We start from the raw sequence: 17,746 nt of genomic DNA, 5'->3' as shown, positions 1-17,746 counted from the left end.
TCTGGCCAACGATGCGGGTCAGCTGGGTGACGGTGGCATTGGCATCGTCACGCATCCGTGCGAACACGCCGTTGAACTGCCCGTCCATGCGCGCGGTGAGGTCCCCGGCAGCGATCGACTGCAGCAGCTGCGAGAGCTGGCCGAGATTGCTGTCGGCGACTTCCATCATGGTGTTCAGGTGATCGATCATCACCTTGAAATCATGCTGGAAGCGCTGTGCGTCGCCGCGCTGGCTGAAGTCGCCCGCGGCGGCTGCGACCGCGAGCTGCTGGATCTGCGTATTGATCGCCAGCAGGCTGGACTTGGCCGCATCCATCGACTCATGCAGGATGGCGCGGCTGCCGGGCAGGCGGCGCGCGTCCGGTGCGAGATTGCCGACGGCATACTGGTTGAGTACGTCGATCGCATCGCGGATCGCGTCCAGGTGCTCGAAAATGACCGTATTGATGCCGCTGGCGAGCTGGCCGTAGACACCCGGGAAGTCTTCCGGGATGCGATGGCTGATATCCGGTCCGGCATGCATCTGCGCCATCAGCTGTGTCTGCTCGGAGAAACGGCGCAGCATTGCGGTCATTTCCGCGGTGGCGGACAGCATCTGGCCGGCCTCGTCGTTGCTGGTGGCGCGGGTGCTGACGCTCAAGTCACCGCGGGCGACTGCCTGGATGGCCTGCACGGCCTTGCCGAGCGGACCGGTCACGGCCCGCGAGATGACCGTGGCCAGCGCGGCGGCCAGCAACGACAGCAGTACGATGCAGCCGATGATGGCGATCATGCTGGCGCGATGGGTGGCGTTGGCATCGGCGATCCGCGCGTCCATCAGGCCGGCGATGTGGGCACCCAGTGCCTTCAGGGCGTCGAACAGTTCACGCCGTGCCGGGCGCGACTGCTCGTCGGAAATCTGCTGCGCCATGATGCCGTCGCCGGCGGCCACTGCGTCACGCATGGCCTTGTTGGCGGCGAAGTAGCGATCCACCTGCGCCGAGGCGGCGCGATACAGTTCGCGTTCCTTGTCCTGGGCCGGCAAGGCGGCATAGGCCGCCAGTTCATCGCGTACGGCTTTGGCGGTGGCGTCCATGCGCTTGTTGTAGTCGGCCACCTTGTCCGGTTGGTCCAGCATGGTCAGCTGGGCCAGCTCGTAGGTACGGAATTCACCAAGCTGCGAGCGGGCTTCGCCCAGATGCTGCACCGACGGAATATCGTTGCTGGCCATCGCCCCCAGCTGGTCGTTGGCCTGGCTCAGGCGCAACAGTGCGAACGCACCCAGCAGCAGGGTCATCAGGGTGGTGAGGGTGAACCCCACGGCCAGCTTGCGGGCGATGGGCAGATCGTGGAACCACTTCATGCAGGTGCTCCAGGTGGGCAGAGTGGCGGGCGTGCGTGCCGGCCGGGGAGTGCAGCGTGAACCGGAGCCGATGCGAGTCCGGTCACGACTGTCACTGCGAGATAGCGGCGCACGGCCGGCGGACTTTATGGATGGGCGTCACATCCGGATGCGTAGGGACGGCGGCGCGGACGCGTTGCAGGGGCCGTGTTCCGGCCTGCACGCGGGTGGTTTCCTGCGGCGCCGTGGGCCGACGGAGTTCACGAAATGGAGCGGGAGGCGCACACTCGCCTTGCTACCGGGCTGCACACAAACGAAAGCCGCCGCCCGTGTGGGGCGGCGGCCCTGGATCACCTGCGCTCGGACTCAGGCGGCCTGCGGCACGCGCAGCGAGCGCACCAGCCCACCGATGTCGACGATCAGTGCAACGCGGCCATCGCCGAGGATGGTGGCGCCGGACACGCCGCCGATACGCCGGTAGTTGTTCTCGATGTTCTTGACCACGACCTGCTGCTGACCGACCAGTTCGTCCACTTCCAGTGCGATCTTCTGCCCGTCGCCTTCCACCACCACCACCAGCGATTCGCTGCCGGGCATGCGGGCGCCGTACCCGTAGTACTCGCTGAGGGACAGGATCGGCAGGTACTCGCCACGCACGCGCAGCACGCGCCCTTCGCCGGCCATGCTGCGGATGTCCTCCGGCTGCGGCTGCAGGGCTTCCAGCACATAGGCCAGCGGCAGGATCAACGTCTCGCCCGCCACCGCCACGGTCATGCCGTCGAGGATGGCCAGGGTCAGCGGCAGCCGGATCAGGGTACGCGTTCCAGTGCCCAGGCTGCTTTCGATCTGTACTTCACCGCCCAGCGCCTGGATATTGCGACGGACGACGTCCATGCCCACGCCGCGCCCGGAGAGATCGGTGACGGCGTCGGCGGTGGAGAAGCCCGGCTGGAAGATCAGGTCCCAGACCTGCGAGTCGGTGGGATTGTCGGGCACGCTCAGGCCGCGTTCGGCCGCCTTGGCGAGGATCCTGGCGCGATCCAGGCCGCGTCCGTCGTCGCTGACTTCGATGACGATGTGGCCTCCCTGGTGCGACGCCGCCAGGGTGATGGTGCCGGTCTCGTCCTTGCCTGCGCCCTTGCGCACGTCCGGCATTTCCAGCCCGTGGTCGATGGAGTTGCGGACCAGGTGGACGAGCGGATCGGCGATCTTCTCGATCAGGCCCTTGTCCAGTTCGGTGCCTTCACCGATGGTGCGCAGGCGGACCTGCTTGCCGAGGCGGGTGGAGAGGTCGCGGACCAGGCGCGGGAAGCGGCGGAACACGGCGTCGACCGGCAGCATGCGCACGCCGATGACGGCTTCCTGCAGGTCGCGGGTGTTGCGTTCGAGCTGATCCAGGCCGGCGAACAGGCTCTCGGCAAGCACCGGATCCAGCGCATGCGAGACCTGCTTGAGCATGGCCTGGGTGATGACCAGTTCACCGACCAGATTGATCAGCGCGTCCACCTTGTCGACACTGACGCGGATCGAGGTTTCCGCATCCTGGCTGGTGCCAGGGGTGCCACTGGCGGCAGGGGCGGCGGCAACGGGGGGTACTGCAGCAACGGGCGTGGAAGGGGCGTTGGCTGTTGTATCGGGGGCGCGGGTGGCCAGGCTCGGCGGCGCGGCCGGACGGATGTCCAGTTCGCAGTCGTCCAGCACCCACGCAAAGGTGTCTTCGATCTTGCTGCGCGGCACCTTGCCGACCAGGCCGAGGTCCCACGCAAGATGGGCTTCGAGAGGGTCAAGCTGGGCGAAGCCGGGCAGGCGTTCGAGCCGCGCAGCGACCTGCAGCGAGCCGAGATGTTCCAGTTCGCGGATGATGCGCAGCGGATCATTGCCACTCATGAACAGTGAGGGCGCGGGGGTGAAGCCGATCTGCCAGGCTTCGGGCGTATCGTCCACCGGTGCTGCGGCGGCAGCCGCGGCCGGGGCGCTGGCTGCCGGCTGGCCGGACAGCACTGCCTCCAGCCGCGCCTTCACCGCGGCGACGGCCGCCGGATCGGCTGCCTGGCCGTGCTCGGCCTCGCGCAGCAGGGCGCGCAGCACATCCACGGACGACAGCATCGCATCGACCGCGTGGCCTTCCAGCGCGCGCTTGCCGGCGCGCAGCTCGTCCAGCAGCGTTTCCAGTACGTGGGTGAGCGCGGCGATGGCATCGAAGCCGAACGTACCGGCACCGCCCTTGATGGAGTGGGCGGCGCGGAACACCGAGTTGATGATCTCCGCGTCCTGCTGCCCCGACTCCAGGGCCAGCAGGCCGGCCTCCATCGCGTCGAGGCCTTCGCGGCTCTCTTCGAAGAAGGTGGCGTGGAAGCGTTGCAGGTCCATGCTCATGCAGTGGTGATCCGGAAGCGAAGAAGGGGAACGGTGCGGGGCGATCAGCCCAGCACTTTCTGCACGGTGGCGACCAGCTGTTCCGGGTTGAACGGCTTGACCAGCCAGCCGGTGGCGCCGGCGGCCTTGCCTTCGGACTTCTTGTCGGCGGCGGACTCGGTGGTCAGCATCAGCAGCGGCGTGAACTTGTAGTCCGGCAGCTGGCGCAGCTCGCGGATCAGCGCAATGCCGTCCATGTTCGGCATGTTGACGTCGGTGACCACCGCGTTGAAGCGCTGTCCCTTCGCGCGGCCGAGCGCGACCGCGCCGTCTTCAGCTTCTTCGACGGCAAAACCGGCCGAGGTGAGGGCGAAGGACACCATCTGGCGCATCGACGCCGAATCGTCCACCACCAAGATACGTGCGCTCATGCAGCGTTCTCCACAGATTTCAGGTTGTCATGGGGTACGTCCAGGCCCAGGGCCTGGGTGACGCCCAGCAGGCGCGCGGCGTCACGGAAGGTTGCAGTGCAACCGTGGAAGCCGGTGTCCAGGCCCGCCTCGCGGCGTGCCTGCACGAATGCACACAGCACCTGCACGGCGGCGGTGTGGACGCGGCCGACCTGGCTTGCATCCAGGGTCAGCTCGCCAACCTGCGCTACCAGCGGGGCGAGGCGGTTCTTGAGCTCGGTGCTGGTCTCGATGCCGAGATCCTCACCCAGTTCGACAGTGCTCATCGTTGCTCCGGACAAACGGTTCCGTCATCCATATCGGCACCCGCCAGGGGTTCTTTAGGGGGCGGTGAGGCCCTGCGTGCCCGTTCCGACGGGCCCGGGCCACGCGTGGACCCCGCCTCAGTTGAGCAGGCGGGTGGCGTCGAGCAGGATCATCGGCCGTTGGCTGACGCGGGCCACACCACGGAAGAGGTCGTTGGAGATCTGGCAGATGCGGGCGGTATCCGGTGGCTCGATCTGCGAATCAGTGAGATTGGCGACGTCTTCCACGGCCGAGACGCGCAGGCCGATGGTCTCGCCGTCTTCCTCCAGCACCACGATGCGGGTCTGTGCGTCGTCCTCGGCCGCCGCTGCGCCCAGGTGCAGCCCAAGGTCCATCACGGGCACCACCTGGCCGCGCAGGTTCATGATCCCCAGCATCGCCGGCGCAGTGCCGCGCAGCGGCAGCAGGGGTACCGGCAGTACCACCTCCTGCACTTTCAGCAGTTCCAGTGCATAGGCCTGGCTGCCACAGCGCATCCGCAGCCAGCGCGAGGTGCGCTCGTTCGCGCGGCGGTGCTGCGGATGCGGGCTGTTGGCGGGTCGATGGGCCTGCGCCTGCAGTTCCTGCCAGCTGGCAGGGCGGCTGGCGGCGGGTGCTTCGAGGGCGACACGCGGCGGTGCAGCCGCTGCCGGCGGCGCAGCGGCGGGTGCCGGGGGCACGATCCGCGCGGGCGCCACCGGATCCACCCCTTCGCCGCTGGCGGCGGCCTCGAAGGCAGCCTGCAGCGCGGGGCTGTCGGTGTGGGCCAGCAACGGGCTTTCCGCGCCGTCGGTCTCGTAGATCACCTCATCGGGCAGATCGTCCCAGGTCGGCTGGCGTTCGGCAGCGGCCGGTGCAGCGGACTGGCTGGCGGCCTCGAAGGCGGCCGCCAGAGCGGCGTCATCCACGGGCACCACGTCGCTGCTGCCGGTTTCGTAGATGACCTCTGCCGGCAGGTCGTCCCAGGTCGGCTCGCGTTCGGCGATCGCCGCCGGAAGCGCCGTGTTGCCTGCATCGGGGTTGGCCGCCACCGGGGCGATCGCTTCGCCCAGCAGCTCGTCCAGATAGTCGTCCAGCACGCCGGTGGTGTTCATGCGGCCTGCTCCAGCGCGCGCGCATCCTCGCCAAGGATCCAGTTCAGCGCGCGACGGTAGGCCGCGAGCCCGCGGCCGGGATAGTCCTCGCCGACGCTCGGCAGGGTCAGGCCGGCCGCGTTGCTGACCCGCGTGTCGATCGGAATCGCATCCTCCCAGACGCGTGCGCCGTGACGGTCCTGCATGCTGCGCAGTGATTCGTTGCCGGTGCGGGTGCGGCGGTCGAACAGGGTGGGCAGGATCGAGATCGGCAGCGGGCGCCGGCGCGAGCGCTCGACCATCTCACCGGTGCGCACCATGCCGTCCAGCCCGTGCAGTGCCAGCGGCTCGGCCTGCGTCGGAATGATCAGGCGGTCCGCTGCCGCGAGCGCATTGATCATCAGCAGGCCGAGTGTGGGCGCGCAGTCCAGCAGGATGTAGTCGTGCTGGCCCTGGTGCCGTGCCAGCGCGTTCTGCAGCGCCAGGCCAAGGCCCGGCTGGTTGGCGCTGCGGCGCTCCAGCGTGGCCAGTGCCGGCTGTGCACAGACGTAGTCTAGGCCGCTGACGCTGCTGGTGTGGCAAAGGCTGGACAGCTCGGCCGGAGGTGCGCCGAACAGCTCAAGTACGCCGGTCGGTGGCGGGTCCACCGGCACGCCGAAGGCGCGGCTGAGCGAGGCGTGGGGATCAAGATCGATCAGCAGCACGCGATGGCCCTGCGTGGCCAGGTTGCGACCGAGGGCCAGGGTGGTCGTCGTCTTGCCGACTCCGCCCTTCTGGTTGGCGACTGCCCAGATGCGCATGGGTTTACTCCTTCATTGCCGGGGGAGCGGCGGCGCCGACACGGCTGCCAGCCGGCACCGGTGGCAACTGCACCGGTGCGATGGGGGACGGGGAGGGCACTGTGGCGGGTGTTGCCGCAGGCCCGGCGGACGGGTCGGCCGCGCCGTTGGCGGCGTTCAGGCGCTGGCCCAGCGGGTCGACCGAGTGCGAGGTGTCGGCCAGGATGATGACCATCACCCTCCGGTTGCGGTTGCGACCCTGCGCACTGTCGTTGTCCTCGCGCGGGCGGAACTGGCCGTAGCCGACCATGGCCAGACGCGAAGGCTGCAGGCCCTGGTCGGCGAACAGGTGGACCACGCTGGCGGCCCGCGCGGCCGACAGTTCCCAGTTGGAGGGGAAGGTGGCGGTGGCGATCGGCACGTTGTCGGTGTGGCCTTCCACCCGCACGCTGTTGGGTACGTCGCGCAGCACACCGGCCAGGCTGGACAGCGTCCCGCGCGCGTGCACGTCCAGCGCCGCCGAGCCGGTCGGGAACAGGATGTCGCTGTTGATCTCCACTTCGATCCACAGCTCGGTGCGGCGCACGCTGATCATGCCGCGCTCGATCAGCGGCGACAGCGCGGCGGTCAACCGGTCGGCGATGCTGCTGAGCTGGCGCTCGGCACGGGCGATCTGCTGCTGGTCGTGCACCGAGACCGGCATGCGCATCTGCGAGGCCATGGCCGGCAGCAGGGTAGGGTCGTGCGAGGGTGCCGGTGCGGACGGGCCGATCTTGGTGCCGGACTTGATCACCGAAGGACTGTCCCAGCCGCCCCCCTGCACCTGCTTGTTGCCGACCTGCACCGGATTGATGGTGCGCGGCGCGCCACCAAAGGCATCGGTGAGCGCATCGGCCATGATCCGGTACTTGCCTTCGTTGATCGAGGAGATCGCATACATCACCACGAAGAAGGCCAGCAGCAGCGTCATCAGATCGGCATAGGGGATCGCCCATGCTTCATGGTTGGCGTGCTCTTCGTGGTGTCTGCGGCGGGCCATGTCAGTGCAGGAAGCCGGACAGGTTGGTTTCGATGTTCCGCGGGTTCTCGCCCTGCGCGATCGAGATCAGGCCTTCGATGACCATCTCGCGGTCGCGGCTGTTGTGGGCGATCACTCCCTTCAGCTTGGCGGCGATCGGCAGGAACAGCAGGTTGGCCGACGCGATGCCGTAGATGGTGGCGGTGAAGGCGGCGGCGATGCCATGCCCCAGCTTGCTGGGGTCGGCCAGGTTCTTCATGACGGCGATCAGGCCCAGCACCGCACCGATGATGCCCAGCGTCGGCGCATAGATGCCCATGCCCTCGAAGACCTTGGCAGCGGCCTGGTCACGGTGTTCCTGGCTGCCCAGCTCGATCTCCAGCATGTGCCGGATCGATTCGGGCTCGACGCCATCGACCAGCAGCTGCAGGCCTTTGCGCAGGAACGGATCCTGCTGCGCTTCCACCTGCGCTTCCAGGCCCAGCAGGCCCTGGCGGCGGGCGATGTTGCTCCACTCGACGATCTGCTGGATCAGCTCGCGACGATCGCTGTGCGGCGGGCGCACGACCCAGCGCACGATCCGGAAGGCATGCCTGAATACGGCGGGTGCGGTGTGCAGCAGGATCGCGGCGATGGTGCCGACGATGACGATCACGAACGCCGCAGGCGACCACAGGGACGCCAGTCCGGCGCCCTTGAGGATGCTGCCGCCGACCAGTGAGGCCAGGGCGAGAAAGAGTCCGATGAGGCTGAGTCTATCCATGGGTCCGGTATCGGCGTGTGTGAATGGGACTTGAGACACCGGTCGATCGCGTACAGACGGTAGTCACAGTTTCTGGTTCGCCAGGCATGGCCCGGCGAGCGTCATCGCAGGCCATCCACGTCGAGGATGAGGGCCATCCGGCCATCACCGATCAGCGTCGCACCGGCGTAGCCGCGCAGGCCGCGCAGGGCCTTCGGCAATGGCTTGATGACCACTTCCTCGCGCCCACGGACCTGGTCCACGACCAGGCCGAAGCGCGCCTCGCCGGCCTGCAGCACCACGATGGTGAGCAGCGCCGAGGCGGCCGGCGTCACATCCAGCCACTGGCGCAGATCGACCAGCGGCAGGGTGTGCGAGCGACGATCCAGCACCGCCCGGCCATCGAACCAGCCCAGCGAGGTGCGCGGTGCATGCAGCACTTCCATCACGCGCGCCAGCGGCAGCGCATAGACGTCCTCGCCGGCCTGCACCAGCAGGGTTGGCAGGATCGCCAGGGTCAGCGGCACGCGGATCAGGAAGCGGCTGCCCCGACCCAGTTCCGACTGGATCTGGATCTGCCCACTGAGCTCGCGGATGCGCGACTGCACCACATCCATGCCGACGCCGCGGCCGGAGATGTCGGTCACCTGCTGCTTGGTGGAGAAGCCGGGCAGGAACACCAGGTGCAGGCATTCCTCGCTGCTCAGCCGGGCCGCCGCCTCCGGGTCGATCAAGCCCTTTTCGCGTGCTTTCGCGCGCAGTTTTTCCGGATCGATGCCGGCGCCATCGTCCTGCACCTCGATGCTGACGTAGTCGCCTTCCTGCTGGGCCGACAGACGCACGTGGCCCATGCGTGGCTTGCCCTGTGCTTCGCGCAGATCGGGCATCTCCACACCATGGTCGATGGCGTTGCGGACCAGGTGCACCAGCGGGTCGGCCAGGGCCTCGACCAGGTTGCGGTCAAGCTCGGTTTCGGCGCCGACCAGCTCCAGGTCCACTTCCTTCTTCAGCGAGCGGGCAACATCGCGGGCGACCTTGGGGAAGCGCGAGAACACCTTGCCGACCGGTTGCATGCGCGTGCGCATCACTGCCGACTGCAGGCGCGCGGTGGCGATGTCCAGGGTCGACACGGCGCGGTCCAGTTCCTCGTCGCGCAGGCGCGCACGCAGGGTCTTGAGCCGGTTGCGCGACAGCACCAGCTCGCCGATCAGGTTGACGATCGCATCCAGCCGCTTGGTATCCACGCGCACGGTGTGCTCGGCCTCGGCCACCGGCTTGTTGGCCGCGGGCTTGGCAGCGGCGGCCGCGGGGCGCGGTGCGGGCAGTGCAGGCGCAGGCGCCGGCGGAGCAGCCACGGGTTTCGCGCCGGGGGCGGCGCCGCCGTGCAGCTGGTCCAGCAGGGCTTCGAACTCATCCTCGCTGATCAGGCCATCGTCGGCCTTGACCGGCGTCGCCACTGCGGTGGGGGCGTTGCTGCCGTGCAGCTGATCGAGCAGGGCCTCGAACTCGTCGTCGGTGATCAGGTCACCGGCAGCGGGTGCGGCTGCTGTGGGGGCGACAGCAGCCGGCGCAGCAGTGCCGTGCACGTCGAACTGGGCGATCAGGTCCGGCGGGGCATAGCCGGGTTCGTTGCCGGAAGACACGGCATCCAGCATCGATTGCAGGTAGTCCAGGGACTGCTGTGCGGCATCGAAGTGATGCGGCTGCAGCACCGCCTGGCCAGCGCGGGCGGCGCCCAGTGCCTCTTCGGCGGCATGGCACAGCTCGACCATGGCGGTGATGCCGAGGAAGCCGGCGCCGCCCTTGAGCGTGTGATAGCCACGGAACACGGCGTTGAGCTGGTCGGCGTCCTGCGGCGCCTGTTCCAGCGACACCAGCTGTTCGCCGAGGCGATCCAGGATTTCCTGTGCCTCGATGATGAAATCGGCGGTGATGTCGTCGGATACCGCGCTCATGCTTACAGTCCCAGGTCCGACAACAGGTCGTCGGCGTCGTTCTGAGAGACCGCGTGGCGGTCCAGTCCCTTCAGTGCCGGTCCGGCCAGCGCCGGATCGGTGCGATGCTGCTCCGGTGGCAGGCCCAGCGCGCCAAAGCCTTCGTGCACGCGGCGGACGATGCCGACCACGCGACGGATGATCTGTCCGGTCAGGTCCTGATAGCTCTGGGTCAGGGCAATCTCGGTCAGGTTGTGGCGGATGCGTTCCAGCTGCGCATCCTGCCCCGGCTGCAGGCCTTCGGCGCGCAGCTGTTCGGTGAGGCTGCGGCACTCTTCGGCCAGGTCCAGGGTGCGGTGCGTGGCCTGTTCGGTCATCGCCACCACATGGTCCAGGCGCGCGCAGGCGTCGTCCAGCTCGCCCGCCTCGCTGGGGACGGTCGGCAGTTCGCCCAGGGCCTGGCCCAGTTCGCGGGCCAGCCGTGACAGGCCGCTCATCATCGGCTGCGTGCGTGCGGCCACCAGGGCGTCGATGCGCTGGCGCCAGGCGCTCTCGTCGCCGGATTCGAGCGCGTCGAGGGCTTCCTGCAGGCGCAGGACGAGGGCGTTCTTGTCGACCGTGGCGTCCATCAGGCGCTGGCCGCCAGGCGTTCGAAGATCTTGCCCAGTTTCTCTTCCAGCGTCTGCGCGGTGAACGGCTTGATGATGTAGCCGTTCACGCCGCTCTGCGCCGCTTCGATGATCTGCTCGCGCTTGGCCTCGGCGGTGACCATCAGCACCGGCAGGGTCTTGAGCTTGGCATCGGCGCGGATCGCCTTGAGCAGTTCGATGCCGGTCATCACCGGCATGTTCCAGTCGGTGACCACGAAGTCGAACGGCTGGCTCTGCAGCATCGACAGTGCGGCATGCCCGTCCTCGGCTTCGGCGGTGTTGGTGAAGCCCAGATCGCCCAGCAGATTCTTGACGATGCGGCGCATGGTCGAGAAGTCGTCGACGATCAGGATGCGCATGTTCTTGTTCAAAGCGGAGTTCCTTTGTTGTTCAGTCGCCCGCGGTGGCCGTGGCCGCCGCAGGCATGTTCATTCTTCAAGCCCGGCATCCGCGGCCTCGAAGATCTTCAGCCGGCCGCGCAGGCGCAGCACGGCCTGGCCGTGGATCTGGCAGACGCGCGATTCGCTCACGCCGAGAACCGCGCCGATCTCCTTCAGGTTCAGCTCCTGCTCGTAGTACAGCGAGAGCACCAGCTGTTCGCGCTCGGGCAGATGGCCGATGGCCTTGCCCAGTTCGCGGCCGAACTCGCCACGTTCCAGGACCTGCTGCGGTGTCGGTCCGCCCTGGGCGACGGTGTCCAGTTCGCCCTGGTCTTCGATGCGCGATTCCAGGCTCAGCACCTGGCCGCGCGAGGCGTCCTCCATCAGCCGCAGGTATTCGGGCAGTGGCATGTCCATGGCCGCCGCCACCTCGGTGGCACTGGCTGCACGGCCCGTTGTCTGCTCCAGGCGGCGGATGGTGGCGGCCGCATCGCGGGCGCGCCGATGCACCGAGCGCGGTACCCAGTCGCCGCGGCGGATCTCGTCGATCATCGAGCCGCGGATGCGGATCGAGGCATAGGTCTCGAACGAGGCACCCTGGTCGGCGTCGTAGCTGCGCGAGGCTTCGATCAGGCCCATCATGCCGGCCTGGATCAGGTCGTCCACTTCGACGCTGGCCGGCAGGCGTGCGGCCAGGTGATGGGCGATGCGCCGCACCAGGTCCGAGTGCTGGGCGATGACCTCGGTCGCCGCCGAGCGCTGGACTTCCCTGTACTGGGCCGCGCCTTTCATGCTGCCACCCCGCGTTGCTTGAGGATGCGCTCGAGGAAGAATTCAACGCCACCGCGTGGCTCGGTGGGGGCCTGCCAGCGGGCGGTGCGACGGGCGATCTCGGTGATCGCCAGCGCCGCCGGGCTGGATGGATAGGCCTTCACCACCGGCTGCTGGCGCTGCACCGACAGGCGCAGCCAGTCATCCTGCGGCACGCAGCCCAGGTAGTTCAGCGAGACATCGGCAAGGAACTTCTCGCAGACCCGGGTCAGCTTTTCATACAGCACGCGGCCCTCGTTGGGGTCGCGCACCATGTTGGCCACCACCTGGATGCGGTCCACGCCGCGCTCGCGCGACAGCACCTTGATCAGTGCGTAGGCGTCGGTGATCGAGGCCGGCTCGTCGCAGACCACGACAACGGTGTCCTGTGCGGCCTGGCAGAAGGTCAGTACGCCATCGGTGATGCCGGCGGCGGTGTCCACCACCATGATGTCCAGCTCGCGTTCCAGTTCGGAGAACACGTTCACCAGGCCGATGTGCTCGGCCGGGGCCAGCTCGGCCATGTGCCGCCGACCGGACGCGGCCGGCACCACCAGCACGCCGTTCGGACCTTCGACGATCACGTCTTCCAGCGAGCAGCGGCCGGCGACCAGATCCGCCAGGGTGTGGGTGGGATTCAGCCCCAGGATCACGTCGATGTTGGCCAGGCCCAGGTCGGCGTCGAGCAGCAGCGTGCGCTTGCCCATGCCGGCCAGCGCCACGGCCAGGTTGGCCGAGACGTTGGTCTTGCCGACGCCGCCCTTGCCGCCGGTCACGGCGATGGTGCGCACAGGGCCGAGCGGCTCGCTGCGGGTGGCCGACAGCGGGAAGGTCTTGGTCAGCTTGGCGTACTCACGCGACGGCATGGTTCAACTCCGGGTTGCAGGGCATATCGGCCGCTCGGCGCAAATCTTCAAGGCGAAGTACAAGATTGGCCGCACTGGCCCGGTGCAGGTCGTCCGGAACGTCCTGGCCATCGGTCACCCAGGTGATCGGCAGCGCGTGGTCCACCGCGACCGACAGGGCGTTGCCGAAGCGGCCGGTCTCGTCCAGCTTGCTAAGCACCAGGCCCTGCAGGTTGGCCGCGCCGAAGCGGCGCACCACCTCGTCCATGTCGCCGAAGCTGGTATTGGCCGGCAACACCAGCAGGGTGCGGACCTGGCGGGCGGCACGCAGCCACTGCAGCTGGGCGGCCAGGGCGCGGTCGCGCGGGCCCAGGCCGGCGGTATCGATCAGCACCAGCTTGTAGTCCTTCAGGCGCTCCAGCAGCTGGTCCAGGTCGGTACCGCTGTTGGCTTCATGCACCGCGATGCCGAGCTGGCGGCCATAGCCGTACAGCTGCTCGCGGGCACCGATGCGCAGTGTGTCGGTGGTGACCAGGGCCACATCGCGCGGCGCGTGCTTCTCGGCGAAGCGCGAGGCGAGCTTGGCGATGGTGGTGGTCTTGCCGGCCCCGGTTGGACCGACCAGAGCGATCACGCCGCCTTCTTCCAGCGGATCGACCGGCGCGATCGGCAGCCTGCGCGAGATCAGGCCCAGCATCAGCCCGCGGCCCCGGTGGGCTTCGGTATCCAGCGGTATCTGCATGGCCACATCGCGGGCCAGCCCGGCATCGAATCCGTACTCGTCCATCAGGTCCAGGGCGGTCGCCCGCACCGGGCAGCCGCGCAGGCGCTCGTCGGTGAAGCGGTTCATCTCGCGCTCGATGACCTGGCGCATGCCGGCCACTTCGTGGCGCAGCTGGCGGATCTCGGCATCGTCCTGTGCAACCACCGTCAGTACCGGCGCCGGGGCAAGGAGCGGCGCCGGGGCCGGCGCGGTCTCCGCTTCAGCGGCAGCGGCAGGGGCTGGCGTGGTCTCGGCAACGTCCTGCGCGTACGGCGGCTCGGGGTGCACGGACTCGGCCTGCGCAGTGGCCGCAGTGGTGATCGGCAGCGGCGGCGGCAGCACTGCCGGCGCGGGGGATTCGTGATGCTCGTCCTGCGGCGGGTCGATCAGGAAACGGGCGCGGTTGGCGGGCGCCGGTGCGGGAGCCACGACGGCGCTCGCGAACGGCGCGAAGATCTGCTCCGGCAGTGCCGGATCGTTGACGGTGGCACGCGCCAGGGTGGCAGCGAAGCCGGAACTGCCGCGGGTGGGCACGATCTCGTCCGCACTATCCAGGGTGCGGCCGGTGGCACCGACGGCCGCGCGGGCGAGGGCGGCCACGGCCGATGTGGTGGCCGTCACCGGCTGCTGGGCAGGTGTCGCGGAGCGGCGACGGGTGACCGCGGCGATCACTGCATCCGCGGCGGTGCGCGGTTTCGGCGGCGGCGGAGCTACGTCGCGCCGCGAGGCTTCCAGCGCGCGTTGCACCGCGCTCTCGTCATAGTTGGCTGCGGCGACGATCTCGACGCCTTCCTCGATCCGGCGGTTGGACAGGATCACAGCATCGGGACCATGTTCCTTGCGCACCAGGTTCATGGCCGAGCGCATGTCGGCGGCGACGAATCGTTTGATTTTCATGCTGTGGTCACGGGACGGGGACGGCGGGGTGGGGGTGGGAGAACGCGGGTGGTCGGTGGTCTGCACGGAACGAGTTCCCCTTGGCATCTGTCTGTTGCGGTGGTTCGAAGGTGGTGTCTGTTTTCTGACGCATCGGTGGGCGGCGTCAGCTGATCGTTCCGACCAGCTTCAGGCGCTTGTCCTCCGGCACTTCGCTGTACGCCAGTACCGACAGCGATGGAACGCTGTGACGGACCAGGCGTGCCAACGCGGCGCGTACCGGGCCGGGAACCAGCACGACCGCGGGCTCGTTGCGGGCTTCCTGCTTGCTGACACATTCGGCCAGACTCTGATGCAGTCGCTCGGCAAGCCCGGGTTCCAGCGCGGCGCCGTTGCCCTGCGTGGACTCCTGCAAGACGCGTTCCAATTGCGGGTTGAGGGTGAACACCGGCAGCTCCGCCGACATTCCGGCGATCTCCTGCACGATGAAGCGGCCGAGCGCGGTGCGCACTGCGGCGGTGAGCGTGGCCGGGTCCTGGCTGGACGGCGCGTGCTCCACCAGTGCTTCGGCGATCTTGCGCAGCTGGCGGATCGGAATGCGTTCCACCAGCAGGTTCTGCAGCACCCGCACCACGGCCGACAACGGCAGCGCCTTGGGCGTCAGATCTTCGACGAGCTTGGGTGCGCTCTTGGCGAGGTTGGCCAGCAGGTGCTGCACCTCTTCGTGGCCCAGCAGCTCCGGCGCATGCTCGCGGATGAGGTGGGAAAGATGGGTGGCGACCACGGTGGCCGGGTCGACCACGGTGTAGCCCATGGTTTCGGCCTGGGCGCGCTGGTGCGGCTGGATCCAGGTAGCGTCCAGGCCGAAGGCGGGATCCTTGCCGGCGATGCCGTCCAGCGGGCCGAGCGCACTGCCGGGGTCCAGCGCCAGTTCGCGGTCGGGATGGATCTCGGCGGTTGCCACCGGCACGCCATGCACCAGCACGCGGTAGCCGTTGGCCGGCAGTTCCAGGTTGTCGCGGATGTGCACGGATGGAATCAGGAATCCCACGTCCTGGGTCAGCTTGCGCCGCACACCCTTGATGCGTGCCATGAGTTCGCCGCCCTGATTGCTGTCCACCAGCGGAATCAGCCGGTAACCGACCTCCAGCCCCAGCGGGTCGACCGGGCGCAGTTCGTCCCAGCTCAGTTCCGCGGTGGGGGCCGGCGCCGCCGGTCGGCCCAGCGCACTGACCGCGCCGGGGTCGCTGCCGGCAGCGTCGCTCGGGGCCGGGGCCTGTCCCTTCCGGTACAGCTTCCAGGCGATGAAGCCGAGAATGGAGGCAAGCGTCAGGAAAGCGAGGTTGGGCATGCCGGGCACCAGGCCGACCAGGCCGATGATGCCGGCCGTGATGGCCAGGGCACGGTACTGGCCGAACACCTGGCCGGTCATCGCCTGTGCCATGTCCTGCGAGCGCGAGGCACGGGTGACCAGCATCGCCACTGCGCTGGAAACCAGCAGGGCCGGCAGCTGCGCCACCAGACCGTCACCGATGGACAGCAGGGTGTAGGTCGCAGCGGCATCGCCGAACGGCATGCCATGCTGCAGCACGCCCACGGCGAGGCCACCGAGCATGTTGATGAACAGGATCAGGATGCCGGCAATCGCATCACCCCGGATGAACTTGCTGGCGCCGTCCATCGCGCCATAGAAGTCGGCTTCCTCGCGGACCTCCTCGCGGCGCAGCTTGGCTTCTTCGCGCGTCAGCAGGCCGGCGTTGAGATCGGCATCGATGGCCATCTGCTTGCCGGGCATGGCGTCGAGGATGAAGCGCGCGGTCACTTCCGAGACACGGCCGGCGCCCTTGGTGATGACCACGAAGTTGATGATGGTCAGGATGGCGAACACCACGATGCCGACCGCATAGTTGCCGCCGATCACGAATTCACCGAACGCGGCGATGACCTTGCCAGCCGCGTCGTGGCCGTTCTGGCCATTGAGCAGGATGACGCGGGTGGAGGCCACGTTCAGTGCCAGCCGCAGCATGGTGGTGACCAGCAGCACGATCGGGAAGATGGTGAAATCCAGCGGGCGCTTCACGTACACCACCGCCAACAGCACCATCAGCGAGATGGCGATGTTGAAGGTGAACAGCGCATCGAGCACGGGCGCCGCCAGCGGCACCACCACCATCGCCAGCAGCGCCAGCACGATCAGCGGTGCGCCGAGGCCTTGGCGGATCATCTCCAGCAGCCGGCGGGTGTTGAATCCGGACGAGGCCTGCGCGCTCATGCCCGGCCTCCCTTGCCGAATTCATCCACCTCGATGTGCGGGGCGCCCGGCATCGGGCCGGTGCGCCAGGCGCGCAGCTGGTAGACGTAGGACAGGACCTGGGCCACGGCCGAATACAGTCTCACGGGGATTTCCTTTCCGAGTTGGCCTTCCCGATACAAGGCGCGTGCCAAAGGCGGGGCGGAGACGATGGCGACCTTGTTGCCATCGGCGACTTCACGGATGCGCAGGGCGGTCTCGTCCACGCCCAGCGCCACCACGGTGGGCGCGTTCATGGCGCCGCCCTCGTACTTCAGGGCCACGGCGTAGTGGGTCGGGTTGACCACCACCACGTCCGCGGTGGGCACCGCTTCCATCATCCGGCGGTTGGCCATCTGCTGCTGGAGCTGGCGGATGCGGCCCTTCACCTCCGGGCTGCCTTCGCTTTCCTTCATTTCCCGCCGCAGTTCCTCGCGGGTCATCTTCAGCTTGCGCATCCAGTTCCAGCGCTGGTACGGCGCGTCGATCGCCGCCAGCACCAGCATTGCCCCGGCGGTGGCCAGCAGCAGTCGCAGGGTGAAGCCCAGGCCATCGGTGATGGCGGTTTCCAGTGGGTGGTGGATCAACCCGCGCAGGGTGTCGAAGCCGCTCCACACCACCAGTCCGGCGGCGACGCCCACGAACGCCACGCGCAGCAGTGACTTGGTGAATTCAGCGATGGCTTCCGGCCCGTACAGACGTTTGAGGCCGGTCAGCGGGTTCAGCCGATTGATGTCGGGCATCATCGCTTTGGCCGACCAGCGCAATCCGCCCATCACCAGCGGGGCGACGAAGCTGGCCAGCAGGCAGACCAGCACCAGCGGGGTGATCACCAGCATGAACTGCAGCAGCAGGTCGCCAAAGTGGCCGAACAGTTCCTTCGGGTTCTGCCGCAGCCCCTGCTCGGGACTCAACGCCTGTTTCATCCATTGCGTGGCACCACGGCCGATCGAGCCGCCCATGGCCATCACCGCCAGCACGCCGCCACCGAACACCGCGGCGGTCCCCAGTTCGCGGGAACGCGGCAGGTTGCCCTGTTCCCGGGCCTCGCGCAGGCGTTTTTCGGTGGGTTGTTCGGTCTTTTCGCCGGCGGATTCGTTCTCGGACATCACGGGCACTGCGGCAGGGGATGCCGGGCTGCCTGCAAGAACTGTT

The 17,746-nt window shown here is 68.2% G+C and carries 15 protein-coding genes and 1 pseudogene; all 16 read right to left on the bottom strand.

The features are described from left to right. Window positions 1-1,342: MCP four helix bundle domain-containing protein (locus tag QMZ25_RS14435; RefSeq protein WP_283219839.1), on the bottom strand; the 1,342-nt coding region annotated here is incomplete at its 3' end. 345 nt (window positions 1,343-1,687) lie between these two features. Continuing rightward, window positions 1,688-3,697, bottom strand: a complete 2,010-nt coding sequence (locus tag QMZ25_RS14430; RefSeq protein ID WP_053520424.1) for a chemotaxis protein CheA — start codon at window positions 3,695-3,697, stop codon at window positions 1,688-1,690. A gap of 44 nt (window positions 3,698-3,741) precedes the next feature. Next, on the bottom strand, window positions 3,742-4,107 hold the full coding sequence (locus QMZ25_RS14425) for a response regulator (RefSeq protein WP_005409521.1): 366 nt from the start codon (window positions 4,105-4,107) through the stop codon (window positions 3,742-3,744). Further along, window positions 4,104-4,412, bottom strand: coding sequence for an STAS domain-containing protein (locus QMZ25_RS14420; RefSeq protein WP_053520056.1), 309 nt, complete (start codon window positions 4,410-4,412; stop codon window positions 4,104-4,106). The genes QMZ25_RS14425 and QMZ25_RS14420 overlap by 4 nt, the downstream gene beginning before the upstream one ends. 117 nt (window positions 4,413-4,529) lie before the next feature. After that, window positions 4,530-5,525, bottom strand: coding sequence for a chemotaxis protein CheW (locus QMZ25_RS14415; protein WP_283219838.1), 996 nt, complete (start codon window positions 5,523-5,525; stop codon window positions 4,530-4,532). Next, window positions 5,522-6,304, bottom strand: coding sequence for a ParA family protein (locus QMZ25_RS14410; RefSeq protein WP_065176153.1), 783 nt, complete (start codon window positions 6,302-6,304; stop codon window positions 5,522-5,524). The genes QMZ25_RS14415 and QMZ25_RS14410 overlap by 4 nt, the downstream gene beginning before the upstream one ends. Window positions 6,305-6,476: 172 nt before the next feature. Then, window positions 6,477-7,322, bottom strand: a pseudogene (gene motD / locus QMZ25_RS14405) (flagellar motor protein MotD); the annotation flags it as partial. Window position 7,323: 1 nt separating this feature from the next. Then, window positions 7,324-8,064, bottom strand: coding sequence for a flagellar motor protein (locus QMZ25_RS14400; RefSeq protein ID WP_053520060.1), 741 nt, complete (start codon window positions 8,062-8,064; stop codon window positions 7,324-7,326). Between the two features lie 101 nt (window positions 8,065-8,165). Continuing rightward, the gene (locus QMZ25_RS14395) at window positions 8,166-9,998 is read right to left on the bottom strand and encodes a chemotaxis protein CheA (protein ID WP_253118434.1); all 1,833 of its coding nucleotides are present in this window, start codon (window positions 9,996-9,998) and stop codon (window positions 8,166-8,168) included. A 2-nt stretch (window positions 9,999-10,000) separates the two neighbouring features. Continuing rightward, complete coding sequence (locus tag QMZ25_RS14390; RefSeq protein ID WP_197571592.1) at window positions 10,001-10,606, bottom strand: protein phosphatase CheZ; 606 nt, start codon at window positions 10,604-10,606, stop codon at window positions 10,001-10,003. Continuing rightward, window positions 10,606-10,998, bottom strand: a complete 393-nt coding sequence (gene cheY / locus QMZ25_RS14385) for a chemotaxis response regulator CheY (RefSeq protein ID WP_053520063.1) — start codon at window positions 10,996-10,998, stop codon at window positions 10,606-10,608. Before cheY ends, QMZ25_RS14390 begins: the two co-directional genes overlap by 1 nt. Window positions 10,999-11,055: 57 nt before the next feature. Further along, a complete protein-coding gene (locus tag QMZ25_RS14380) occupies window positions 11,056-11,799 on the bottom strand; it encodes an RNA polymerase sigma factor FliA (protein WP_053520064.1) in 744 nt (247 codons plus the stop codon). Further along, window positions 11,796-12,683 (bottom strand): MinD/ParA family protein, encoded by an 888-nt coding sequence (locus tag QMZ25_RS14375; protein WP_053520065.1) that lies wholly within the window; start codon window positions 12,681-12,683, stop codon window positions 11,796-11,798. The genes QMZ25_RS14380 and QMZ25_RS14375 overlap by 4 nt, the downstream gene beginning before the upstream one ends. After that, on the bottom strand, window positions 12,670-14,322 hold the full coding sequence (gene flhF, locus QMZ25_RS14370; protein ID WP_253118435.1) for a flagellar biosynthesis protein FlhF: 1,653 nt from the start codon (window positions 14,320-14,322) through the stop codon (window positions 12,670-12,672). The genes QMZ25_RS14375 and flhF overlap by 14 nt, the downstream gene beginning before the upstream one ends. 145 nt (window positions 14,323-14,467) lie before the next feature. Then, window positions 14,468-16,573: a flagellar biosynthesis protein FlhA gene (gene flhA / locus QMZ25_RS14365; protein WP_283219837.1), complete on the bottom strand. Its 2,106-nt coding sequence runs from the start codon at window positions 16,571-16,573 to the stop codon at window positions 14,468-14,470. After that, window positions 16,570-17,700 (bottom strand): flagellar biosynthesis protein FlhB, encoded by a 1,131-nt coding sequence (flhB, locus tag QMZ25_RS14360; RefSeq protein ID WP_053520068.1) that lies wholly within the window; start codon window positions 17,698-17,700, stop codon window positions 16,570-16,572. Before flhB ends, flhA begins: the two co-directional genes overlap by 4 nt. Window positions 17,701-17,746: the final 46 nt, after the last annotated feature.

Origin of the sequence: Stenotrophomonas sp. RS-48 (assembly GCF_030053245.1) — a bacterium.
Lineage (GTDB): Bacteria > Pseudomonadota > Gammaproteobacteria > Xanthomonadales > Xanthomonadaceae > Stenotrophomonas > Stenotrophomonas maltophilia_P.
This window is presented reverse-complemented; position numbering and strand designations above follow the sequence as displayed.